The following is a 24,286-nucleotide window of genomic DNA, read 5'->3' as shown; positions in this document are numbered from 1 at the left end:
CTTCGATGCAATACGGAGGAAGCGTGATTTCTCAAGAGCTTGAAGTCAGCCTGCATATGGCTTTCGTCGAGGCCCGTTCGGCCCGGCACGAATTTATTACCGTCGAGCACCTGCTGCTGTCGCTGCTCGACAACGCTTCGGCAGTCGAGGTTCTGCGCGCATGCGCGGCCAACCTCGACGACTTGCGCCGCAACCTCCGTCAGTTCGTTTCGGAAAACACCCCGGTGATTCCAAGCGGCGCCGAGGTCGACACGCAACCGACGCTGGGCTTTCAGCGCGTGATTCAACGCGCAATCATGCATGTTTCCGCAGGCGGCACCGGCAAGAAACCGGTGACGGGCGCAAACGTGCTGGTGGCCATTTTTGGGGAAAAGGACTCGCATGCCGTGTACTACCTGCAACAGCAGGGCGTCACGCGCCTGGACGTGGTCAATTTCCTGTCGCATGGCATTACCAAACAGCCCCAGGTGGAGTCCGCCGCCGTGCAGAAAGAGCAGCAGACCAACGGTGAAGAGCAGGGCGAATCGCGTCAGTCGCCGCTTGACCAATACGCCACGGACCTGAACGCCGCCGCGCTGGCGGGCCGCATCGATCCCCTGATCGGACGCGAGCACGAAGTCGAGCGCGTCATTCAGGTGTTGTGCCGACGCCGCAAAAACAACCCGCTGCTGGTCGGTGAGGCCGGCGTGGGCAAGACCGCCATTGCCGAAGGCCTGGCCTGGCGCATCACGCGCGGCGAAGTGCCCGAAATCTTGCAAGCCGCCCAGGTCTTTTCGCTGGACATGGGCGCGCTGCTGGCGGGTACCAAGTACCGCGGTGATTTCGAACAGCGCCTGAAGGGCGTGCTCAAGCAGATCCGCGGCAACCCCGACGCGATCCTGTTCATCGATGAAATCCATACGCTGATCGGCGCCGGATCGGCCTCGGGCGGCACGTTGGATGCGTCCAATCTGCTCAAGCCGGCCCTGTCTTCGGGTCAGCTCAAGTGCATCGGCGCCACCACGTATACCGAATATCGCGGCGTCTTTGAAAAAGACCACGCGCTGTCGCGTCGCTTCCAGAAGATTGACGTGCCGGAGCCCAGCGTCGAGCAAACCGTGCAGATCCTGCGCGGCTTGAAGAGCCGTTTTGAAGAACACCACAGCGTGCGCTATTCCGCTGCCGCATTGTCGGCGGCCGCTGAGTTGTCAGCCCGCTTCATCAATGACCGCCATCTGCCCGACAAGGCGATTGACGTTATCGACGAAGCCGGCGCGGCCCAGCGCCTGCTGCCGCGCTCGCGCCAGAAGAAGGTGATCGGCAAGGTGGACATCGAGAACATCGTGTCCAAGATCGCCCGCATTCCGCCGCAGTCCGTCTCCAACGACGACCGCAGCAAGCTGGCCACGCTGGACCGCGATTTGAAAACCGTCGTGTTCGGCCAGGACGGCGCTATCGATGCCTTGTCCGCCGCCATCAAGATGGCGCGCTCGGGCTTGGGCAAGCCGGAAAAGCCTATCGGCGCTTTCCTGTTGTCCGGTCCCACCGGCGTGGGCAAGACCGAAGTGGCGCGTCAACTGGCGTTCACGCTGGGGGTCGAGCTGCTGCGTTTCGACATGTCGGAATACATGGAACGCCACGCGGTGTCGCGCCTGATCGGTGCGCCTCCGGGATACGTCGGGTTCGACCAGGGTGGCCTCTTGACCGAAGCCATCACCAAGCAGCCGCACTGCGTGCTGCTGCTGGACGAAATCGAAAAGGCGCACCCGGATGTGTTCAACATCCTGCTGCAGGTCATGGACCACGGCACGCTGACCGACAACAACGGCCGCAAGGCGGACTTCCGCAACGTCATCCTCATCATGACGACGAACGCGGGTGCCGAGACCTTGAACCGTCCGTCGATCGGGTTTGCCAATTCGCGGATGCTGGGCGACGAAATGGCGGAAATCCGCCGCATGTTCACGCCCGAATTCCGCAACCGCCTGGACGCAATCATCCCGTTTGCCGCGTTGGACCGCGAGGTCATCCTGCGCGTGGTGGACAAGTTCCTCATGCAGCTGGAAGATCAGCTGCACGAGCGCCGCGTGGAAGCCGTGTTCACCACGAAACTGCGCGAACACCTTGCCAAGGAGGGGTTCGACCCGCTGATGGGCGCGCGTCCCATGCAACGTCTTATCCAGGACACCATCCGCCGCGCGCTGGCCGACGAGCTGCTGTTCGGCAAGCTGGTGGACGGCGGTTCGGTTACGGTGGATCTGGACGACACGGGCAAGGTGACGCTGGACTTCGACGACAACGGGAAACCGCCGTCTTCGGATGCGCCGGACAAGCAGGAAGTTGAACTAATCGATTGATGACCGCGGACAGCCAGCCGCTGATCGAGTGCGAACATTGCGCAAGCGTTTATCGCCGACATCAGCTTGAACCTGGCGAGACCGCCAATTGCGCCCGCTGCGGGGCCACGTTGTGGCGCTACAGCGGGCTTACTTTGTCCAATTGGCTGGCGCTTGCCATCACGGCCCTGATCGTTTTCGGGGTGGCTAACGCCTACCCGGTCGCTTCCATGTCCGTGCAGGGCATGGTGCAAGAAGCGTCCCTGCTGGACGCCATTTCCATTACGTGGCGCCAAGGCCACTGGGTGGTCGCCGTGATGACGGGGCTGGCCGGTTTTGCCTTGCCGTTGCTGCAACTGACCGTATTGCTGTGGGTGCTTGGCCCCTTGTCCCGGGGCCACGAGCCCGTCGGGTTCCGTGGCGCCATGCGTCTGCTGGGCTTCCTCTCGCCGTGGTGCATGGTGCCGGTGTTTTTGCTGGGCGTGCTGGTCGCGGTGGTCAAGCTGGCGGGCATGGCGGCGGTGCAACCGGGTATCGGCCTGGGCGCCTTCGGCCTGCTGACTGTTTTCCTGACGATGCTGGGGCGCTTGTCGCCGCACGTACTGTGGCGTTACGCCGAAACGGCGGGCGTGGCCCCCGTGCATATTCCCGAAAGCGGTCCGGAAACCGTGCTGGCCGGCTGCCATGTCTGCGGCCAGGTGCAGGCCCTGCCGCGCGATGCCGATCCCGAAGAAGAACATCACTGCGTGCGTTGTGACGCCATCGTGCATTACCGCAAGCCGGATCACCTGGCGCGCACCTGGGCGCTGCTGCTTGCCGCGGTCGTGTTCTATATCCCGGCTAACGTCCTGCCCGTCATGCAGGTCAGTTCGGTGTTGGGCGACAGCGCCCATACCATCCTTGGCGGCGTTGTCGAGCTCTGGCAGATGGGGTCCTGGGATATTGCGCTGATCGTGTTTATCGCCAGTGTGGCCGTGCCGCTGACCAAGCTGTTGGCGCTGATCCTCTTGCTGCTGACCGAGCAATGGCGCAGCACCACCAATCTGCGGCCGCGTACCCGCTTGTATCAGATGGTCGAGTTCATAGGCCAATGGTCGATGCTGGATGTTTTTGTCGTTATATTGCTGGCGGCGCTGGCCGATTTCCAAGGGCTGATGGAGATCAGCGCCGGCGCGGGGGCGGCGGCGTTTGGCGTCGTTGTGATCCTGACCATGCTGGCGGCCATGAGCTTCGATCTGCGCCGCAGTTGGGATCTTGAAGGCGAGGTCGACGTCGACTTCGACGCGCCCGAGATCGAGGGCCGGGCGCATCCGGCCCAGGCGGCGCATCATGCGCCGTCCGTGACAAGCAGGGAAGTGGGCTAGCAACAACCGTGGTTCCCGCTCAAGAAGAAAAAGGAAAGTAGATGTCCGACCAAGCACCCGGCGGCGGTGAAGAGAAGATCAAATCGCCGACCATCTCGCGCAAGCAGAAACGCCGGATTTCATGGATATGGCTGGTGCCCATCGTGGCTGCGCTGATGGGCATGTCGCTTGTCATACGCACCTGGATGCAGGCCGGCCCGGATATCTCGATCTCGTTCAATACGGCCGAAGGGCTGGAAGTGGGCAAGACGCAGCTGCGCTACAAAGACGTGAACATCGGCACGGTGAAGTCCATCGGCTTTAATTCCGACCGCAGCAAAGTGGTGGTGAAGGCCGAGCTGGCCAAGGAAGTGTCGGACCTGGCGCGTGAAGGCACCAACTTCTGGGTGGTGCGTCCGCGTCTGGACGTCAGCGGCGTATCGGGCCTGGGTACCTTGTTGTCGGGCGCCTACATTGGCGTGGACGCGGTGGAAGGCAAGAACGGCGAGGAAAAGGCCACCAAGTTCAGCTTTGAAGGGCTGGAAATCCCGCCTGCCGTCACGCACGACCGGGCCGGCAAGCGCTTCATGCTAAAGGCGTCGGACCTGGGGTCCCTGGACATCGGCTCGCCGGTCTATTTCCGTCGCATCAATGTGGGCCGCGTCATCGGCTACGAGCTCGACAAGACCGGCACGGCGGTCAACGTCGAAGTGTTTGTCGACGCGCCCAATGATAAGTTCGTCACCAACGGCACGCGCTTCTGGAACGCCAGTGGCGTGGACTTCAGCGTCAACGCCGATGGCCTGAAGGTACGCACGCAGTCGCTGGTGTCGATGGCGGTGGGCGGCGTGGCATTCGAATCGGTGCAAAGCGTGCGCGATGGCAGCGCCGCCGCGCCGGCCGACGCGCACTTCGATCTTTACCCCACCGAGGCCGCCGCCAAGGCCAACCCCGATGGCGAAGCCTTCCCGATCCGCATGCGCTTCGATCAGTCGATTCGCGGCCTGACCGTCGGTGCGCCCATCGACTTCAACGGCATCACGCTGGGCAACGTTACGCAGATCAATCTGGACTTCGACCCCGCCACCAAGCGCTTCTATTCCATCGTGGACGCCACGCTGTACCCGGAACGCCTGGGCCGCGTGTACGAAGAAGTGCGCGAACGCGCGCTCAAGGACGGCGACGAGGCCGGCAACCGCCTGCTGGGCGTGATGATCAAGTACGGGCTGCGCGCGCAGCTGCGCACGTCGAACCTGCTGACGGGCCAGCTGTACGTGGTGCTGGATAACTTCCCGAATGCCAAGCCGGTGGAATTCACCCCGTCCGACCCCGCCGTGATTCCTACTATCCCGGGCAACCTGGATCAGTTGCAGCAGCAGGTCAGCAACATCGTTGCCAAGATCGAGAAAATTCCGTTCGACAAGATTGGCGAGGATCTGCGCACCACCCTGGCCAGCACGTCCAAGCTGATGAACCGGCTGGACAAGCAGGTGGCGCCGGAGGCGCAAGGCATGCTCAAGCAGGCCCGCGAATCCATGGCGAACATCAACTCGATGCTGGCTTCCGACGCGTCGCTGCCGGTCAATACCGAAAAGGCCATGCAGGAACTGAGCCGCGCCGCGCGCTCGTTGCGGGCATTGGCCGATTTCCTGCAATCGAACCCCGAAGCCTTGCTGCGCGGCCGTGGCAAAGACCCGATTCCCGGCTCCGGCCCTGTCAGGAACTAAAGAATCATGACTTTATCTTCCCTGCGTCCTGTCCTGTCCTTGCTGGTGCTGAGCGCCGCCCTGGCCGGCTGCGGCTCGTCGCCGCCCGTGCACTACTACACGCTGCAAGGGCCCACCGCGCCGTCCACCGCCGCGCCCGCCGGTTCCGCGGACTTTTTGATCGAGGTACAACCGGTCAGCCTGTCCACACAAGCCGACCAGCCTCAGTTGATGGTGCGCACGGGCGACGGCAGCGTATCGGCACTGTATTCCGAGCGTTGGAGTTCGCCGCTGGGCGACGAGGTGCGTGGCGCCTTGTCCGATGCCCTGAAGGGCGAACTGGGCGCGCTGGACGTGCAGATGGTCAAGCCTGGCCCGGGCGCGCCCGTGTGGCGGGTGCAAACCGACGTCCAACGCTTCGAGCTGGTCTCGGGCAGCATGGCGCAGCTGGACGCCACGTGGCGCGTCCGGCCCGTCAATGCCAAGGGCACGGGCTTGCTGTGCCGCAGCGTCGTAACCGAAAAGGTGTCCGAGACGGGCATTCCGGCGCTGATCGCGGCCCAACAGCACGCCGTCGTGGCGCTAGCCGGTGTCATGGCGTCCGCCATACGCGGTCAAACCCCAGCGGGCTCGGCGTCCGTGCAGATGCTGGGATGTTCGCCCCTGAAGGACGCGCCGAAAGACCAGGACTGACATGGGCGCTTCCCGGTAAACCTGCGCCAAGTCAATCGGTTAACCTAGGGTTAACCTTAATACAAGCCGGGTTGCAACCTGTTTAGCATACGGTCCTACCCATACTGGGTTTCGTTCGAGTCCAGTATCACCTTTGCCATGCGACAGGAAGCAATCTCTTATGGCCAGCACGACCCTCGGCGTCAAAGTTGACGACGCACTGCGCGACCGCCTGAAGGCGGCCGCGAACAAGCTCAACTGCACGCCCCACTGGCTGCATAAGCAGGCAATCCTTTCTTATCTGGACAAGATCGAGCGTGGCCATCTGCCCGCCGAAATGTCGCACCTGGGCGTGGACGCCGGCACGGAAGACGACACGGGCGATGCGCCCGCCGCGCCCACGCCGCCGTTCTACGAGTTTGGGCAGGACGTGCAGCCGCAGTCCGTGCTGCGCGCCGCGATTACCGCTGCGTATCGCCGCCCCGAGCCCGAATGCGTGCCGCTGTTGCTGGGCCAGGCCCGTGTGCCCAATCTTGAAAAAGTGCACGCGATGGCCTCCGACCTGGTCAGGAAGCTGCGCGGCAAGCGCAGTGGTGGTGGCGTTGAAGGGCTGATCCAGGAATTTTCGCTGTCTAGCCAGGAAGGCGTGGCGCTGATGTGCCTGGCCGAAGCGCTGCTGCGCATTCCCGACCGCGCCACGCGCGACGCGTTGATCCGCGACAAGGTCGCCCGTGGCGACTGGAAGTCGCACATGGGCGGCTCGCAATCGCTGTTCGTCAACGCCGCCACCTGGGGCTTGATGATCACCGGCAAGCTGGTGGCCGTCAGCAGCGAACAATCGCTGTCCAAGGCGCTGACCCGCTTGATCGGCAAGGGCGGGGAACCCCTGGTGCGCAAGGGCGTGAACATGGCCATGCGCATGATGGGCGAACAGTTCGTCTCGGGCCAGACCATCTCTGAAGCCCTGGCCAACAACCGCAAGATGGAAGCCCGCGGCTTCCGCTATTCCTACGACATGCTGGGCGAAGCGGCCACCACGGCCGAAGACGCCGAGCGCTATTACGCGTCGTATGAGCAGGCCATCCACGCTATCGGCAAGGCCGCGGCCGGCCGTGGCATCTATGAAGGCCCTGGCATCTCGATCAAGCTGTCCGCACTGCACCCGCGCTATTCGCGCAGCCAGCGCGAACGCGTCATTGCTGAACTGCTGCCGCGCGTGAAGGCACTGACGGCACTGGCCCGCAGCTACGACATCGGCCTGAACATCGACGCCGAAGAAGCCGACCGCCTGGAAATCTCGCTGGATCTGCTGGAAGCGCTTTGCTTTGCGCCCGAACTCGAAGGCTGGAACGGCATCGGTTTCGTCATCCAGGCTTATCAAAAGCGCGCGCCGTTCGTGATCGACTACGTGATCGACCTGGCCCGCCGCAGCCGCCATCGCATCATGGTGCGCCTGGTCAAGGGCGCCTACTGGGACAGCGAAATCAAGCGCGCCCAGGTCGACGGCCTGGAAGGCTACCCCGTCTACACCCGCAAGCTGTACACCGACGTCGCCTACCTGGCCTGCGCGCGCAAGCTGCTGGGCGCACCCGAAGCGGTGTACCCGCAGTTCGCCACGCACAACGCATACACGCTGGCCGCCATCTACCAGCTGGCCGGCCAGAACTACTACCCCGGCCAATACGAATTCCAGTGCCTGCACGGCATGGGCGAGCCCCTGTACGACGAAGTGGTCGGCCCGCTGGCGCAAGGCAAGCTGAACCGGCCGTGCCGCATCTATGCGCCGGTCGGCACGCACGAAACGCTGCTGGCTTACCTGGTGCGCCGCCTGCTGGAAAACGGCGCCAACACCTCGTTCGTCAACCTGATCGGCGACGACAGCATTCCGGTGGAAACGCTGGTGGCCGACCCGGTGGACGCGGCGTCGCGCATTGTGCCGCTGGGTGCGCCGCACGAAAAGATTCCGCTGCCGCGCGAGCTCTACGGCAATCTGCAACAAGGGGCGCGCGCCAACTCGGCCGGCCTGGACCTCACCAACGAACACCGTCTGGGCTCGTTGTCGGCCGCGTTGCTGGCCAGCGCGGGTACGCCGTGGCGCGCCGGCCCCATGTTGGGCGAAGGCGAACAGGCTTGGGACGCGGCGCGCGCCGTTGAAGTGCGCAACCCGTCCAACCTGCGCGATGTCGTTGGCCACGTGATCGAAGCGCAAGCGGACGAGGCCGACGCCGCCTTGCGCGCCGCCGCCAATACCGCGCCCATCTGGCAATCCACGCCCGTGGCGGAACGCGCGCAGTGCCTGCGCCGCGCCGCCCAATTGCTGGAAGAGCAGATGCAGATGCTGCTGGGCCTGATCGTGCGCGAGGCCGGCAAGTCGCTGCCGAACGCCATCGCCGAAGTGCGCGAAGCGGTGGACTTCCTGCGCTACTACGCGGACCAGGCCGAACGCGAATTCAGCAACGACACGCACCGCCCGCTGGGCACCGTGTTGTGCATCAGCCCGTGGAATTTCCCGCTGGCCATCTTTACCGGCCAGGTCGCGGCCGCGCTGGCCGCCGGCAACACGGTCGTGGCCAAGCCCGCCGAACAAACGCCCTTGATCGCGGCGCAAGCCGTGGCCATTCTGCGCGCCGCCGGCGTGCCGGCTGGCGCCGTGCAGTTGCTGCCGGGCCGTGGCGAAACCGTGGGCGCGCAGCTGGTTGCCAGCCCCGCCGTGCGCGGCGTGATGTTCACCGGGTCGACCGACGTGGCGCGCATCATTGCGCGCACGCTGGCCGACCGCCTGGACGACGACGGCCACACCATTCCGCTGATCGCCGAAACCGGTGGCCAGAACGCCATGGTGGTGGATTCGTCCGCGCTGTCCGAACAAGTGGTGTTCGACGTGTTGAGCTCGGCCTTCGATTCGGCCGGCCAACGTTGTTCTGCGCTGCGGGTGCTGTGCGTGCAGGAAGACAACGCCGATCACGTGCTGACGATGCTGCGCGGCGCGATGCGCGAGCTGTCCGTGGGCAACCCTGACCGCCTGTCGGTGGACGTCGGGCCGGTGATCGACACCGACGCCCGCAACGGCATCCAGCGCCACATCGAGACGATGCGCACCGCCGGCCATCGCGTGGACCAGGTAGAACTGAACGGCGAATGCCGCCACGGCACCTTCGTTCCGCCCACCATCATCGAAATCGACCACATCAGCGAATTGACGCGCGAAGTGTTCGGGCCGGTGCTGCACGTGGTGCGCTATAAGCGTGACGAACTGGATGCCTTGCTGGATGCCATCAACGGCACCGGCTATGGCCTGACGTTTGGCGTGCACACCCGCATCGACGAAACCATCGCGCACGTGACGGGGCAGGTGCATGCCGGCAACGTCTACGTCAACCGCAACATCGTGGGCGCGGTCGTGGGCGTGCAGCCGTTTGGCGGCGAATGCCTGTCGGGCACCGGCCCCAAGGCGGGCGGCCCGCTGTATATGTACCGCTTGCTGGGCACGCGCCCGGCCGGCCTGCCACCGGCGCTGGACGCCGCCGCGCCGCTGCCCCAGCGCATCGCGCTGCCGGGCCCCACGGGTGAAACCAACACCTATATGGTCGAACCGCGTGGCGCCGTGTATTGCGTGGCCGCCACCGAAGCCGGTGCGCGGGCGCAGTGGTCGGTTGCCCGTCTGACCGGCAACCACGCCTGGTTTGCGGACACGCCCGCTGCCCAGGCGCTGCTGGCCACGCTGGACGCCGAGCAACAAGGGCAAGCCGGCATCCTGGCTGACGATGAGGTCGATCAGGCCGACTACCAGGCGGTTCTGTTCGAAGGCGATGGCGACGCGCTGCAAGCGCTGAACCAGCGCATCGCGCAGCGCCCGGGCGCCATCCTGTCGGTGCATGGCCTGACGTCCGACGCCTTGGCGGCCGGCGCCAGCTACGTGCCGGAGCGCCTCTTGACCGAGCGTTCCATCAGCGTCAATACGGCCGCCGCCGGGGGCAACGCCAGCCTCATGACGATCGGCTAAGGGTGACCGAGGGGTAACCCTCGATGACCGAGGGTTATCTCCAATATCGGGCAGGTTGCACTGGAACGAAAATCCGGTCGCACTTCAAGTCCGGATGTCGCAACCCGACATCCGGACTTTGCAGAAAATGCATACGCGGGACCGGGCCACAGCCCGGCTCGCGGTAGTAGAAAAAACCAAAAGCCTGGCTAAAAGCTCAGGTATAACAAGGCCTTAAGACCAAGGCCAACTGTCCCGATACCCGGAGGGTTTTCCCATGAAGTTCCGCACCACTTTGAAGCTTCTCGCCGCCAGCATCGCCGCTGCGGGCATGACGGCCGCCGCGCAGGCCGCCGACATCAAGCTTGGCTTTGCCGCCCCCCTGACCGGTCCGCAATCGCACTACGGCGAAGACATGCAGAACGGGCTGAACCTGGCTTTGGAAGAAGCCAACAAGAAGGGCATCAAGGTCGATGGCCAGCCCGCCAAGTTCGTGCTGGTGTCGCGTGATGACCAGGCCGACCCGCGCGTGGGCGTGCAGGTGGCGCAGCAGCTGGTCGACCAGGATGTCGTGGGCATTCTGGGCCACTTCAATTCGGGCACCACCATTCCCGCGTCGCGCGTCTACCATGAGGCCGGTCTGCCGCAGATCGCCATGGCGACCTCGCCGGAATACACCAAGCAAGGCTACGAAACCACGTTCCGCATGATGACCAGCGACACCCAGCAGGGCGCCGCGGTCGGCAAGTTCATGGTGCAGAACCTGAAGGCCAAGAAGGTCGCCATCATCGACGACCGCACGGCTTACGGCCAGGGCCTGGCCGATGAAGTGGAAAAGGCCGTCAAGGCCGCCGGTGGCGAAGTGGTCCGCCGCGAATACACCACCGACAAGGCCAACGACTTCACCGCCATCCTGACCAACATCAAGGGCGCGGCGCCCGACGCCATTTTCTACGGCGGCCTGGACGCGCAGTCCGGACCGATGAAGCGCCAGTTGGCCACGCTGGGCCTGAAGGCGCCGCTGGTCTCGGGCGAAATGACCCGCAGCGACACCTTCATCAAGCTGGCCGGCGACGCCGCCAACGGCACCTTCGCCTCGCTGGCCGGCGTGCCGCTGGACAAGATGACCGCGGGCAAGGACTTCGAACAGCGCTATCAGGCGCGCTTCAAGAAGGCGCCGGGCGTGTACGCGCCGTACGCCTATGACGGCGCCTGGAACATGATCACGGCCATCGAACAGGCGGGTTCGTCCAAGCCCGAGAAGTACCTGCCGGTGCTGGCCAAGCTGGACCGCAAGGGCGCCACCAGCGAGCACATTTCCTACGACGCCAAGGGCGACCTGAAGGAAATCTCGGTCACCATCTACGAAGTCAAGAACGGCAAGTGGGAGATGGTTGAAACGATGGTCAGCCAAGCCAACTAAGGCCGGCTGAACCCGTAGGGCGGACGTGCCGGCGCTGCCGGCGTCCGCCAACGCTTTGCGCACACGCCGCTCGGCGTGTCGCCGCGAGCGCCGCGTTCCATGCATCATGGCGCGGGCCGCTGCAGCGCGATTTTTCCAGGCTTATTTTCGCGGCCCCTATGGATATCTTCATTCAACAACTGATTAACGGCGTCACGCTAGGCAGCGTGTACGCCCTGGTCGCCCTTGGCTACACCATGGTGTACGGCATCATCGGGCTGATCAACTTCGCGCATGGCGACGTCGTCATGATCGGCGCCATGGCGGCCACCACAATCGCCATTTCACTGGTGGGCGGCGACCCTGGCGTGTCGGCGTTCGTGGTGCTGGGCGTGGGCCTGCTGGTGTCCGTGCCGCTGTGCATGGCGGTGGGCTGGACGGCCGAACGCGTCGCCTACCGGCCGCTGCGACGCGCGCCCCGGCTGGCTGCGCTGATCACCGCCATCGGCGTGTCCATCATTCTGCAGAACGTGGCCATGATGGCCTGGGGCCGCAACTACTTGAACTTCCCGCAGGTGCTGTCGCCGCGCGTGTTCGAGTTTGCCGGCGCGCGCATGAGCACGCTACAGATCGCCATCGTGGTGATCGCGGCGCTGATCATGGGCGGCCTGCTGGCCATCGTGCACAAGACGCGCCTGGGCACGGCGATGCGCGCCACCGCGCAGAACCGCGAGGTGGCGGGGCTGATGGGCGTGAACATCAACACCGTGATTTCTGCCGCATTCCTGATCGGCTCGGCGTTGGCCGCCGTGGCGGGCATGATGGTGGCCACCTATTACGGCGTGTCGCAATACACCATGGGCTTCATGCTGGGCCTGAAGGCGTTTACCGCCGCGGTGCTGGGCGGCATCGGCAGCATGGTGGGCGCGATGGTCGGCGGCCTGTTGCTGGGCGTGATCGAATCGCTGGGCGCGGGATACATCGGCGACATCACGGGCGGCTTCCTGGGCAGCCATTACCAGGACGTGTTTGCGTTCTTCGTGTTGGTGCTGGTGCTGATCTTCCGCCCCTCGGGCCTCTTGGGCGAACGCGTGGGAGACCGGGCATGAATACCTCCTTGAAACACAGCGGGCTGTCGACCCGCAACCTGATCGGCATTGCGCTGATCGGTGTCGTGCTGGCGGTGCTGCCCTTTGTGATCGGCATGGCCGGCCAAAGCTGGGTGCGCATCCTGAACTTCGCGTTGCTGTACGTGATGCTGTCGCTGGGCCTGAACATCGTGGTGGGCTTTGCCGGGCTGCTGGACCTGGGCTATATCGCGTTCTACGCGGTGGGCGCCTACACATGGGCGCTGCTGGCGTCGCCGCATTTCGGGCTGCACCTGCCGTTCTGGGCGATTCTGCCGATTGCGCTGGCGGTGGCCTGCCTGTTCGGCGTACTGCTGGGGGCGCCCACCTTGAAGCTGCGGGGCGATTACCTGGCTATCGTGACGCTGGGGTTTGGCGAGATCATCCGCATCTTTCTGAACAATTTGAATGCGCCGGTCAACATCACCAACGGGCCGCAGGGCATCAACCGTATTGATCCGTTCAAGGTCGGTGAATTCACGTTCGGGCGTACCGAGACCTTGATGGGCATCCGCTTCACCGGGCCGGAAAAGTACTACTACCTGCTGCTGGCGCTGACGCTGATCATCATCGTGGTATGCGTGCGTTTGCAGAATTCGCGTATCGGCCGCGCCTGGGAAGCCATCCGCGAAGACGAAATCGCGGCCAAGGCCATGGGCATCAATACGCGCAACATCAAGCTGCTGGCGTTTGCAATGGGGGCGTCTTTTGGCGGCGTGGCCGGTGCGTTGTTCGCGTCGATGCAAGGCTTTGTCAGCCCCGAAAGTTTCTCGCTGATGGAGTCGATTTCGATTCTGTGCATGGTGGTGCTGGGCGGTATGGGCCACATCCCGGGCGTGATCCTGGGCGCGCTGATCCTGGCGGCCTTGCCGGAGTTCCTGCGGGCTGTGGTGGAACCCTTCCAGCACATGGTGTTCGGCGCGGTGGTGCTGGACCCTGAAGGCATCCGCATGCTGTTGTTCGGCCTGGCGATGGTCTGCGTCATGCTGTTCCGCCCGGCCGGCCTGTGGCCGTCGGCGGTGCGCAAGCGTGAACTGTCCACCAAGACGCAAGGGGGCCCGGCATGAGCAAACTGCTGCAAGCCCAGGGGCTGGGCAAACGCTTTGGCGGCCTGCAAGCGCTGTCCGACGTCAGCTTCGATATCGAGCAGGGCGAAATCTATGGCCTGATCGGCCCGAACGGCGCGGGCAAGACCACGCTGTTCAATGTGCTGACCGGCCTGTACATCCCGGAAGACGGCAGCTGCACGTTCAACGGCCAGTCGATGTCGGGCAAGAAGCCGCACGAAGTCGCCCACGCGGGCCTGGCGCGCACGTTTCAGAACATCCGGCTGTTCGCGAATTTGTCGGCAATTGAAAACGTGATGATCGGCCGGCACCTGCGCACGAAGGCGGGTGTGTTCGGCGCGGTGCTGCGCACACGCCGCACGCGCGCTGAAGAAGCGGCCATCGAGGCGCGGGCGCAGGAACTGCTGGACTACGTGGGCATCGGCCATCGCGCCAACGACGTTGCGCGTTCGCTGCCGTATGGCGACCAGCGCCGTCTGGAAATCGCCCGCGCCCTGGCCACGGACCCGAAGCTGCTGGCGTTGGACGAACCGGCGGCCGGCATGAACGCGTCGGAAACGGTGGTGCTGCGCAAGCTGGTCGAAAAGATCCGCAACGACGGCGTCACGGTGCTGCTGATCGAGCACGACATGAAGCTGGTGATGGGCCTGTGCGACCGAGTGCTGGTGCTGGAATACGGCAAGGTGCTGGCCATGGGCAAGCCCGCTCAGGTGCAGCGCGACCCCAAGGTCATTGAAGCGTATCTGGGCGCGGGCGCCGCGCAAGACCCGCAGATTCACAAGGAGAGCCCGGCATCATGACGGCATCCCAACCCTTATTGGAATTGCGCGGCCTGCAAGTCGCGTATGGCGGCATCCGTGCCGTGCGCGGCATCGACCTGCGCGTGGACGCAGGCGAACTCGTGTGCCTGATCGGCGCCAACGGCGCGGGTAAAAGCACGACGCTGCGCGCCATCTGCGGCCTGGTGCCGCTGGCGGGCGGCGAAATCGTCTACGACGGGCAGTCCATCGGTGGCCAGAAGTCGCACGAGCTGGTGCGTCGCGGGCTGGTCATGGTGCCCGAAGGTCGGGGCATCTTCGGCCAGCTGACCATTGAAGAAAACCTGGCCATGGGCGCGTACATTCGCCGCGACGCCGCGCAGGTCAGGCAAGACACCGACCGCGTGTTCACGCTGTTTCCGCGTCTTGCCGAACGCCGCAAGCAGGCGGCCGGCACCTTGTCGGGCGGCGAGCAGCAGATGGTGGCCATGGGCCGCGCCATGATCGCGCGCCCCAAGCTGTTGCTGCTGGACGAGCCCTCGATGGGCCTGGCGCCCTTGATGGTCGAGAAGGTGTTCGAGGTGGTGCGCACCATCGCCAGCGAGGGCGTCACGATTCTGCTGATCGAGCAGAACGCGCGCCTGGCGCTGGAGAACAGCCATCGCGGCTATGTGATGGAATCGGGCGAGATCATCCTGTCCGGGCCGGCCAACCAGATGCTGCACGACCCCAAGGTCAGGGCGGCGTATCTGGGCGAAGTCGAGGACGCTCCGGCCTGACGGCGACGCGCGCTTTGCCGTGCGCAACAAAAAAAGCCCGGCATGTGAATGCCGGGCTTTTTTTTGCGGATGCGAATTGACGCGCCTAGGTGGGCTTAAGCGGGCCTAAGGGATCTTAAGCGGGCACAGGCACCACCCGCTTCTTGCCGATTCGCAGTGCAATCACCGCGGCGATCAGGCCCGTGGCGCCGGAAATCAAAAAGGCCATCATGTAGCTGCCCTGGGCTTCCCGGATCGCGCCGGCCATCCAGGCGGCGCTGGCCGCGCCCAGCTGGTGGCCCGCGACAATCCATCCGAACACAATGCCGGCGTCGCGTTCGCCGAAGGCTTCCGTCGTCAGCCGCAAGGTGGGCGGCACGGTGGCAATCCAGTCCAGGCCGAAGAAAATGGCGAAGATCGACAGGCTGTAGAACGAGAAATCGGAATAGGGCAGGTAGATCAGCGACAGGCCGCGCAGGGCGTAGTAGACAAACAGCAGCTTGCGCGGGTCGTAGCGGTCGGTCAGCCAGCCGGATGCCGTGGTGCCGACCAGATCGAACACGCCCATCAGCGCCAGCAGGCCGGCGGCTTGCACTTCCAGCATGCCGTGGTCGCCGCAAAGGGCGATCAGATGCGTGCCGACCAGGCCGTTGGTGGTGAACCCGCAAATGAAGAACGTGGCGAACAAGAACCAGAATGTGGGGGTCTTCGAGGCCCGGGCCAGAGCGCCGAAGGTGGCGGCCAACATGCCGGTGCGCGGCGCGACGGGGGCGGGCGGCGCGTCGGGGTCGCTGCCGAACGGCGTCAGGCCGACGTTGGCCGGGCGGTCGGGCACCAACCACCACGCCAGCGGCACCATGGCGGCAGCGGCGGCTGCAACCGTCCACACCACGCGCGTCCAATCCCCGGACGAGGCCAGCGTGGCCAGCACGGGCAGGAAGACCAGCGTGCCGCTAGCGGTGCTGGCGGTCAGCAAGCCCATTACCAGACCCCGATGCTTGGTGAACCAGCGGTTCACGATGGTGGCGCCCAGCACCGAGGCCACCGCTCCGGAACTCAGGCCCGAGAACACGCCCCACGTCATCAGCAGGTGCCAGGGCTCGGTCATGTAGGCGCTGACGGCGCTTGAGGCCGACATCAGCACCAGGGCGCTGATCAGCACCCGGCGCAGGCCGAAGCGTTCCATCGCGGCGGCGGCGAAGGGGCCGACCAAGCCATACAAAAAGATGCCAGCCGCCGCCGCGAACGAGATCGAGCTGCGGCTCCAGCCGAAGGCTTCCTCTAGTGGCACCAGCAGCACGCTGGGCGTAGAGCGCAAACCGGCGGAAACCAGCAAGGCCAGGAAAATGACGGCCACCACGACAAAGGCGTACTTTTGTCCGGCGCGCTGAAAGGGAAGCGGAGGTTGGGCTATACTCATGTTACTGACCGGTACGTATCTGGTTTGGGATCAGCGAATAGTACGTACCGGTCAGTAACATCGTCAAGCGATTTTTCGGCGATTTGTTTTTTGAAGGCGCGGCCGTCCGCTCGTGTTGCGGGAACGCCATCCGCCTTCCGTTTCAGGAGTCCAGCATGGCCAGCAAGCCTTCCAATGCCTCAGGCGCCACCGCAAAAGCCGGCCCCAAGCCGCTACTGGCGGCAGACCGCATCCGCAAGACGGCGCGCGAAATGTTCTACCGCGACGGCATCCGCGCCGTGGGCGTTGATGCCATCGTCAACCGGGCCGGCGTGACCAAACCCAGCCTGTACCGCAGCTTTTCGTCCAAGGATGAATTGGCGGCGGCCTATCTGCGCGACTACGACGCCGAATTCTGGGCCCGCTTCGACGCCGCCTGCGCCGCGCATCCCGGCGATCCGCGCGCACAGCTGCTGGATTATCTGTCGGGGCTGGCGACGCGCGCCGTGGCAAACGGGTATCGCGGCTGCGGCCTGACCAATGCCGCCGTTGAATACCCTGAACCCGAACACCCCGCGCGCGCAGTGGCCGTCGAGCACAAGCTGCAATTGCGCCGGCGCCTGAACGAGATGGCGTTGGGCATGGGCGCCCGAGACCCCGCGGCCCTGGCGGACGGCCTGCTGCTGTTGATTGAGGGCGCGTTTGTCTCTAGCCAGCTGTTTGGCGAAGGAGGCCCGGCGGCGCGGGTCGCCGACATGGCCGACAAGCTGATCCAGGCGCATCGGGCCGGCTGAATGGAGGAGGGCGCTGCACAAGACTAGTGCTTAATGTGGTGCCGCATGCACCGTAATGGTGGTGTTTGTCCCCATTGCGCAACGATTAAAAAAATGCTTGAAGTTTTTATTGCGACGCAACAAACGCGGATCTAACATGAAGTTGTGTTGTTCCACATCGCGCTTTCTCAAGGAGAGAATCATGAGCGATACCGCGTTGAAAAATGCCCGTATGTCGGATGCGCTGGAGCGGTCCTTGATCCGCGAGGCCGTCAAAGCGGAAACCTTGTCCGGCCCCTTCAACCGCGGTCTGTGGCTGCGCCTGAAGGTGCGCATGGCCTCGTTGGGCGGCGCGGTCGGCGAAATCCTGCACGACATGGACGCCGGCCGACAGCAGCATCCGGTGATCTCCGCCCGCCACTGAAGCGCCCGGGGCCAGCTAAAAAAACGCCAGCATATGCTGGCGTTTTTTTTTGGGGGCAAGCCCGCTTCAAGCCATCATGTCGATCAGCAGATAGCCATCAAGAATGACGATGCCGACGGTGGCGCCGACGGCGGCCCAGGCCCAGGCGCCGCGCAGCGCGTATGCGCCCATCACCTGTTTGCGGCAGGCCAGCACCACCAGCGGTCCCAACGCAAAGGGCAGCGCCAGGCTCAGGATGACCTGGCTTAACACCAGCAGTTCGTCGGGGTCCTTGCCACCGGTGAAGATCAACAGGCCGACGGCCGCCGCGCCGGCGATCAAGCGCGTGGCCAGCGCCCGGCGCCGGTCCGACCAGTTGCTGCGAATCTGAAACCCCTTGGACAGGATGCGCCCGGCCAGCACGCCGGTAATCGTCGAACTTTGGCCCGCCGCATACAAGGCAACGGCAAAGACGATGGCGGCGCCCACGCCCAGCGTGTGGCCGATGACGGCATGCGCGTCGTCCAGGCTGGATACGATCAGGCCGGATCCGGACAGCGATGCCGCCGCCACGATCATGATGGCCGAGTTGATCAGCATGGCCACGCCCAGCGACACGATGGTGTCGTTGCGCGCCACGCGCATGGCCATGTCGCGCGCCGAAGCTGGCAGGGACTGCGCGCGTTCGGCCAACGAGCCGGAATGCAGGTAGAGGTTATGCGGCATCAACGTGGCGCCAAGGATGCCCAGCGCGATCAGGAAACCTTGGGGGTCGCGCAGCGCCTGGCCGGTCTGCGTCATGCCGTGCGCCACGGCGGTCCACGCGGGGTTCGCCTTGAACAGCAGGAAAACGAATGACGCGGCCACCACGCCCAGCAACACCGCGATGACGCGTTCGTGGCGGTCGGCATTGCCGCGCGTCAGCGCCAACACCGCGAACGTACCGACGCCGGTCACCGCCACGCCGGCGATCAAGGGCAGGCCGAACAGCAGGCGCAGCGCAATGGCGCCGCCGATGAGTTCGGCGAGGGCGGTAGCCAGGATGGCGGCCTCGCCAGCCAGCCAGGCCGCCTTGGACCAGCGCGGCGACAGGTGGCGGGCAGTCAGCGTAGCCAGGTCTTGGCCGGTGGCCAGCGCCAGGCGCGATACCAGGATTTGAAAACCCAGCGCCAGGAATGCGGAGCAGATGACGACCATCAACAGGCCGTATCCAAAGCCGCTGCCGCCCGCGATGTCGGTGGCCCAGTTGCCCGGATCGATGTAGCCCACGGCCACCAGAATGCCCGAGCCGACCATGCGCCGCAGGTTGGCCGACACGCGCGCGTCCTGAGCCAAGGCGGCCTTGCCGCCAGAAATTGCGTAGATGAATCCGGTCATGCGGCACTCCTGAGAATGGTTCTCATTTTCTTGAAGTGCTGGAAGACCGTCAAATTGATTTTGCCCAAGCCCGGGATAGGGCCGACCAATGGCGCGGCCCGGGACAGGACGCGCCATTGGCCAGGCGCAGCGCTTAGGACTTGAGCTTGGCGTCCATGGTGATCTTGGCGTTCAAGACCTTGGACACCGGGCAGCCCTTTTCAGCCTTGCGGGCGGCGTCTTCGAACGCCTGCGCGGTGGCTCCCGGGATGACGGCTTCCACGGTCAGGTGCACGGCGGTGATGGAAAAGCCGTCGTCGACTTTGTCCAGCGTCACTTCCGCCTTGGTGTCCAGGCTGGTGGCCACCAGGCCGGACTCGGACAGGATGTTGGACAAGGCCATCGTGAAGCAGCCTGCGTGCGCCGCGCCCAGCAGCTCTTCGGGGTTGGTGCCCGGCGTGTCGCCAAAGCGCGTGTTGAAGCCATAGGGCTGGGCCTTGAGCGCGCCGCTTTGCGTGGAGATCGTGCCTTTGCCCGTCTTCAAGTCGCCCGACCAGGCGGCGGATGCGGTTTTCTTCATAGTGACTCCTGTAGAGGGGGCGCGCGCGTGGTGGCGCGGCCGGTGCAAAAAACGACCGCCGGTGACGGCGGTGTGCGTTGCCTTGCAAGGCATGAACGATGATACGGCGATGCCGGGGGGCGGACGCGGAATCCACCGGTGCGCAACGGCAAGCCGATGTAACGGCCCACGGCCATCAGGCAAAATAGCGGCATCCGTTTCAACCGTCCCAAGAGCTGCTGTCATGTCTCGCACTTTTCTACGCTATGCCTGCGCCGTTGCGCTGGCGCTGCCCGCCTTGTCCGCCCATGCCGAAATCGTGATTGGCGTGGATGTGTCCACGACCGGCCCCGCCGCCGCCATCGGCATCCAGACCAATAACGCCATCCGCCTGTGGCCGCAGACGCTGGGCGGCGAACCGGCGCGCTATGTGGTGCTGGACGATGGCACCGACGTCAGCCGCGCGGTGAAGAACATGCGCAAGCTGACGTCCGAAGACAAGGTCGACGCCATCGTCGGCCCCAACACCACGGCGGCTGCCCTGGCCGCGCTGGACGTGCTGGCTGAAACCAAGACACCCATGATTGCGCTGGCCGCCTCAAGCGTCATCGTGGAACCTTTGTCCGACCCCAAGCGCGCCTGGGCGTTCAAGATGCCCCAGAACGATTCATTGATGGCCACCGTGCTGGTGGACGACATGAAGAAGAAAGGGTTCAAGAACGTGGCCTTCATCGGCTTCGCGGATTCCTACGGCGACAGCTGGTGGAAGGAATTCACCGCGGCGGCCGGCACCGACCTGAAGATCGTGGCGCAGGAACGCTTCCAGCGCACGGACGCGTCGGTGGTGGGGCAGGCGTTGAAGGTGATTGCCGCCAAGCCGGACGCAGTGCTGATCGCAGGCGCGGGCACGCCGTCGGCCCTGCCGCAAAAGACGCTGCTGGAACGCGGTTACACCGGCGCCATCTACCAGACGCACGGCATCGGCACGCTGGAATTCCTGCAAGTGGGCGGCCGCGATGTGGAAGGCACGCTGTTCCCGACCGGCCCCGGCGTCGTGGCGCGCGAACTGCCGGACAGCAACCCGGTCAAGAAGGTTGCTGTGGAATTTGCCGACAAGTATGAAGGCCAGTACGGCGCCAACACGTTGACGCAATTCGCGGGCGACGCCTATGGCGCCTGGATGCTGCTGGATTCGGCAGTGGGCCGGGCACTGAAAACGGGCGCCAAGCCCGGCACGCCGGAATTCCGGGGCGCCTTGCGCGACGCCCTGGAAAACACCCGCGACTTGATCGTTCCCAATGGGGTCCTGAACATTTCCAAGGACAACCACCAGGGCTTCGACGAGCGGGCACGAGTGATGGGCGTGGTCAAGAACGGGCGCTTCTCGTACGCCCAGTAGCCGCCGCCACGGATTTCTACGTACCGTAACGTTTGCTAACGCTTCATAGGGCAACGGACGCTAAAAGCGGGCTTAGGCCCGCTTTTTTACGCCCATATGATTAGTGTCGAAATCATTTAATAGCGTATTATTTTTAGCGAAGCCATGCACCTAGAAATAGATTCGGGAGAAATCATTCATGACCTTGCTGCAATCCAAACGCTTGCTGTTGGCCCTGGGCCTTGGCGTGTTGGCCGCGTGTTCGGACTCGGGCGGAGACAAGCCCGCGTCCGCTGCCGGCGGCGCGCCGGCTACCGCAACCAGCACGCTTGACGCCGCCAAGGCCGCCGGCAAGATCCGTATCGGCTATGCCAACGAGGCGCCGTTTGCGTACATGGACAGCAAGGAAGCCAAAGTCACCGGCGAATCGGTCGAGATTGCGCGCGTGGTGCTCAAGCGCATGGGCATCAATGAAGTGGAAGGCGTGCTGACGGAATTCGGCTCGTTAATTCCCGGCCTGGCCGCCAAGCGTTTCGACATCATTGCCGCCGGCATGTACGTCACCCCCGAACGCTGCCAGCAGGTCGCGTTTTCCGACCCCACCTACGGCGTGGGCGAGGCCTTCCTGGTCAAAGAGGGCAACCCCAAGAACCTGCACAGCTATGAAGACGTGGTGAAGAACCCCGACGCCAAACTGGGCGTTGTCGTGGGCGCCATCGAAGGCGAGTACGCCGAAAAAGTGAAGGTGCCCGCCGGCCAGGTGGTGGTCTTCCCCGACGCCGTCAGCGCCTTGTCCGGCGTGCAGGCGGGCCGCGCGGACGCCTACGCGGCCACGGCGCTGACCATCAACGACCTGATGGGCAAGACACAAGCGGGCAGCGGCCTGGAAAAGGCGGAGCCCTTCACCGACCCGGTGATCGATGGCAAGGGTGTGCGCGGCTATGGCGCGTATGCCTTCCGCACCGACGACAAGGCCTTTGCCGATGCCTTCAACGCCGAACTCGCCAAATTCATCGGCACCGACGAGCACAAGAAACTGGTGGCGCCGTTTGGCTTCACCGATCAGGAACTGCCGCAGGGTGTGACGGCCGCCAAGCTCTGCGCCGGCCAGTAAGGAGCGCCGATGCAAGTCGTTTCCGAACACATCGCGACACTCGTGCCGCCCTTGCTTGAGGGGCTGGTGGTGACGCTGCAAATCATGGGGGGCGCCGTCGTATTGGCGGTGCCGCTGGCCCTGGCATCGGGCGTCGGGCGCTTGTCGCCCGTGCGGCCATTGCGGTGGCTGTCGTCCGTGTACGTTGAAGTCTTCCGGGGCACGTCGGCCCTGGTCCAGCTGTTCTGGTTCTATTTCGTGCTGCCGCTGTTTGGCGTGCAACTGCCGGCCATGCTGGTGGGCATCGTGGTGCTGGCCCTGAACGCGGGCGCCTATGGGGCCGAAGTCGTGCGCGGCGCGATCCGTGCCGTGCCGCCCGGCCAGCGCGAGGCGGGCGTGGCCCTGAACCTGACTCGCGCGCAGATCCTGCGGCGCATCGTGGTGCCGCAAGCGATTCCGGCCATGCTGCCGCCCGCCGGCAACCTGCTGATCGAACTGATGAAGAACACCGCGCTGGTCTCGCTCATCACCATCACGGACCTGACCTTCCGCGGCCAGCTGTTGCGCAGCGAAACCCTGCGCACGACCGAGATCTTTACCTTGATGCTGCTGATGTACTTTGCCGTCGCCCTGGTGATCACGGCCGGCGTGCGCGCCCTTGAGCGGAGGGTCCGAGTCCGATGACACCGATATTCGATTGGGCTTTCGCGCTGGAGATCCTGCCTACGCTCGGTTCGGCGCTCATCATCACGATCGAGGCCACGGTGCTGGGCATGCTGGTGGCCGTCACCCTGGGTCTGGTCCTGGCGATGATGCGGCGTTCGCGCCTGCGCATCGTGTCGCTGCCTACCGCCTTCGTGATCGAGTTCATCCGCAGCACGCCGCTGCTGGTGCAGATGTATTTCCTGTTCTATGTGCTGCCGCTGACGGGGGCGCAGATGTCGCCGCTGGCCACCGGCATTGTGGCGCTGGGGCTGCATTACGCCACGTATTGCGCCGAGGTCTACCGCGCCGGCATCGAAGCGGTGCCGCGTGGGCAGTGGGAAGCGGCCACGGCGCTGAACATGTCGCGCTGGCGCACGGCGGTGGGCGTGGTGTTGCCGCAGGCGATTCCGCCCGTGGTGCCGGCGCTGGGCAACTACCTGGTTGCCATGTTCAAGGACACGCCGCTGCTGTCGGCCATCACGGTGGTTGAACTGCTGCAACAAAGCAAGATGATCGGGTCGGCCACGTTCCGCTACACCGAACCGCTGACGCTGGTGGGCGTGCTGTTCCTGGCGTTGAGCCTGGTGGCGGCATGGGGTGTGCGCGGCCTGGAGGCCCGCCTGCAACGATATGGAGGAAAGCGATGAGCGCCAGCTTGACCATCAAGAATCTGCACAAGCGTTACGGAGAGCTGGAGGTGCTGCGCGGCATCAACCTGGAAATTCCAGCGGGCCAGACGGTGGCCGTGATCGGGCCGTCCGGTTCGGGAAAATCCACCTTGCTGCGGGTGCTGATGACGCTGGACCAACCCACCAGCGGCGACATTGAAATCGACGGGCAGCCGATGTGGACCGATGATCAGGGCCGGCCGGTGGGCGTCAATTCCGAATACCTGCGGCGCGTGCGCGGCAAGATCGGCATGGTGTTCCAGCACTTCAATCTGTTCCCGCACATGACGGCGCTGGGCAACACGATGGAAGCGCCGGTGCATGTGCTGGGCATGACGAAGGACCAGGCGCGTGAACGCGCCGTGGAATACCTGGACATGGTGGGGCTGGGCGACAAGCTGGACGTTTACCCCGCGCAGTTATCCGGCGGCCAGAAGCAGCGCGTGGGCATCGCGCGCGCGCTGGCGATGTGCCCGGAAATCATGCTGTTCGACGAAGTGACCTCGGCGCTGGACCCCGAGCTGGTTGGCGGCATCCTGGAGATCCTGCGCAAGCTGTCGGCCCGCCGCAGCATGACGATGATCATCGTGACGCACCAGATGAAGTTTGCCGAACGCAGCTCGGATCGCACGCTGTTCTTCGACCAGGGCAACATCGTCGAGGACGCTGAATCGTCCGTGCTGTTCAGCCAGCCGAAAGAAGCGCGCACGCGTCAATTCCTGGATTCGGTGATCGAAGGGCAATAGGGGCAGCGACCGCACGCATTTAACCCTGACGGGGGCGATGGGATTGCGGCCGGTGTCATGGCCGGGGCGCTATGCT

General features: G+C 64.6%; 20 protein-coding genes. 17 read left to right on the top strand and 3 right to left on the bottom strand.

Features of this window, described 5'->3' with window-relative positions; translation table 11 throughout:
• The first annotated feature begins 23 nt into the window (after positions 1-23).
• The 10 genes from clpA (at position 24) to AC0Z35_RS24540 (ending at position 15,151) form a co-directional block, all read left to right on the top strand.
• Complete coding sequence (clpA, locus tag AC0Z35_RS24585; RefSeq protein WP_039884291.1) at positions 24-2,336, top strand: ATP-dependent Clp protease ATP-binding subunit ClpA; 2,313 nt, start codon at positions 24-26, stop codon at positions 2,334-2,336.
• Positions 2,336-3,679, top strand: a complete 1,344-nt coding sequence (locus tag AC0Z35_RS24580) for a paraquat-inducible protein A (RefSeq protein ID WP_104144422.1) — start codon at positions 2,336-2,338, stop codon at positions 3,677-3,679. The genes clpA and AC0Z35_RS24580 overlap by 1 nt, the downstream gene beginning before the upstream one ends.
• Positions 3,680-3,720: 41 nt before the next feature.
• Positions 3,721-5,385, top strand: coding sequence for a PqiB family protein (locus AC0Z35_RS24575; RefSeq protein WP_485132775.1), 1,665 nt, complete (start codon positions 3,721-3,723; stop codon positions 5,383-5,385).
• A gap of 6 nt (positions 5,386-5,391) precedes the next feature.
• Positions 5,392-6,057 carry a PqiC family protein gene (locus AC0Z35_RS24570; protein ID WP_485132776.1) on the top strand — a complete coding sequence of 222 codons (666 nt, stop codon included), beginning with the start codon at positions 5,392-5,394 and terminating at the stop codon, positions 6,055-6,057.
• 160 nt (positions 6,058-6,217) lie between these two features.
• On the top strand, positions 6,218-10,039 hold the full coding sequence (putA, locus tag AC0Z35_RS24565; protein ID WP_485132777.1) for a trifunctional transcriptional regulator/proline dehydrogenase/L-glutamate gamma-semialdehyde dehydrogenase: 3,822 nt from the start codon (positions 6,218-6,220) through the stop codon (positions 10,037-10,039).
• Between the two features lie 256 nt (positions 10,040-10,295).
• Positions 10,296-11,441, top strand: a complete 1,146-nt coding sequence (locus AC0Z35_RS24560) for a branched-chain amino acid ABC transporter substrate-binding protein (RefSeq protein WP_485132778.1) — start codon at positions 10,296-10,298, stop codon at positions 11,439-11,441.
• Positions 11,442-11,599: 158 nt separating this feature from the next.
• Positions 11,600-12,529, top strand: a complete 930-nt coding sequence (locus AC0Z35_RS24555) for a branched-chain amino acid ABC transporter permease (protein ID WP_006220267.1) — start codon at positions 11,600-11,602, stop codon at positions 12,527-12,529.
• On the top strand, positions 12,526-13,614 hold the full coding sequence (locus tag AC0Z35_RS24550; protein ID WP_485132779.1) for an ABC transporter permease subunit: 1,089 nt from the start codon (positions 12,526-12,528) through the stop codon (positions 13,612-13,614). The genes AC0Z35_RS24555 and AC0Z35_RS24550 overlap by 4 nt, the downstream gene beginning before the upstream one ends.
• On the top strand, positions 13,611-14,414 hold the full coding sequence (locus AC0Z35_RS24545) for an ABC transporter ATP-binding protein (RefSeq protein ID WP_046804691.1): 804 nt from the start codon (positions 13,611-13,613) through the stop codon (positions 14,412-14,414). The genes AC0Z35_RS24550 and AC0Z35_RS24545 overlap by 4 nt, the downstream gene beginning before the upstream one ends.
• Positions 14,411-15,151, top strand: coding sequence for an ABC transporter ATP-binding protein (locus AC0Z35_RS24540; protein ID WP_219990435.1), 741 nt, complete (start codon positions 14,411-14,413; stop codon positions 15,149-15,151). The genes AC0Z35_RS24545 and AC0Z35_RS24540 overlap by 4 nt, the downstream gene beginning before the upstream one ends.
• 115 nt (positions 15,152-15,266) lie before the next feature.
• Here AC0Z35_RS24540 and AC0Z35_RS24535 read toward each other — a convergent pair whose 3' ends face one another.
• Complete coding sequence (locus tag AC0Z35_RS24535) at positions 15,267-16,550, bottom strand: MFS transporter (RefSeq protein WP_046804689.1); 1,284 nt, start codon at positions 16,548-16,550, stop codon at positions 15,267-15,269.
• A gap of 155 nt (positions 16,551-16,705) precedes the next feature.
• On the opposite strand from AC0Z35_RS24535, the gene AC0Z35_RS24530 reads away from it, so the two are divergent.
• Together AC0Z35_RS24530 and AC0Z35_RS24525 are read left to right on the top strand one after the other, a co-directional pair.
• On the top strand, positions 16,706-17,323 hold the full coding sequence (locus tag AC0Z35_RS24530; RefSeq protein ID WP_485132780.1) for a TetR/AcrR family transcriptional regulator: 618 nt from the start codon (positions 16,706-16,708) through the stop codon (positions 17,321-17,323).
• 181 nt (positions 17,324-17,504) lie between these two features.
• Positions 17,505-17,726: an XRE family transcriptional regulator gene (locus AC0Z35_RS24525; protein ID WP_104144431.1), complete on the top strand. Its 222-nt coding sequence runs from the start codon at positions 17,505-17,507 to the stop codon at positions 17,724-17,726.
• A gap of 66 nt (positions 17,727-17,792) precedes the next feature.
• On the opposite strand, the gene AC0Z35_RS24520 is transcribed toward AC0Z35_RS24525, so the two are convergent.
• Together AC0Z35_RS24520 and AC0Z35_RS24515 are read right to left on the bottom strand one after the other, a co-directional pair.
• Complete coding sequence (locus AC0Z35_RS24520; RefSeq protein WP_104144432.1) at positions 17,793-19,082, bottom strand: Nramp family divalent metal transporter; 1,290 nt, start codon at positions 19,080-19,082, stop codon at positions 17,793-17,795.
• Positions 19,083-19,215: 133 nt separating this feature from the next.
• Positions 19,216-19,641 (bottom strand): OsmC family protein, encoded by a 426-nt coding sequence (locus AC0Z35_RS24515; protein WP_046804685.1) that lies wholly within the window; start codon positions 19,639-19,641, stop codon positions 19,216-19,218.
• Positions 19,642-19,864: 223 nt separating this feature from the next.
• Here AC0Z35_RS24515 and AC0Z35_RS24510 point away from each other — a divergent pair, with 223 nt between their 5' ends.
• From AC0Z35_RS24510 to ehuA, 5 genes are all read left to right on the top strand, one after another.
• Entirely contained in the window at positions 19,865-21,019 is a 1,155-nt protein-coding gene (locus tag AC0Z35_RS24510) for an ABC transporter substrate-binding protein (RefSeq protein ID WP_104144433.1), read from the top strand.
• 178 nt (positions 21,020-21,197) lie between these two features.
• Positions 21,198-22,112, top strand: coding sequence for an ectoine/hydroxyectoine ABC transporter substrate-binding protein EhuB (gene ehuB, locus AC0Z35_RS24505; RefSeq protein WP_104144434.1), 915 nt, complete (start codon positions 21,198-21,200; stop codon positions 22,110-22,112).
• 9 nt (positions 22,113-22,121) lie between these two features.
• On the top strand, positions 22,122-22,775 hold the full coding sequence (gene ehuC, locus AC0Z35_RS24500) for an ectoine/hydroxyectoine ABC transporter permease subunit EhuC (protein WP_485132781.1): 654 nt from the start codon (positions 22,122-22,124) through the stop codon (positions 22,773-22,775).
• Positions 22,772-23,443, top strand: coding sequence for an ectoine/hydroxyectoine ABC transporter permease subunit EhuD (gene ehuD / locus AC0Z35_RS24495; RefSeq protein ID WP_046804682.1), 672 nt, complete (start codon positions 22,772-22,774; stop codon positions 23,441-23,443). Before ehuC ends, ehuD begins: the two co-directional genes overlap by 4 nt.
• Positions 23,440-24,210, top strand: a complete 771-nt coding sequence (ehuA, locus tag AC0Z35_RS24490) for an ectoine/hydroxyectoine ABC transporter ATP-binding protein EhuA (protein WP_104144436.1) — start codon at positions 23,440-23,442, stop codon at positions 24,208-24,210. Before ehuD ends, ehuA begins: the two co-directional genes overlap by 4 nt.
• The last annotated feature ends 76 nt before the right edge of the window (positions 24,211-24,286 follow it).

It is taken from the genome of Achromobacter sp. 1L-A-4-B-C2 (assembly GCF_057291955.1).
The sequence above is the reverse complement of the archived record's forward strand: the minus strand, read 5'-3'. Positions and strand labels throughout refer to the sequence as shown.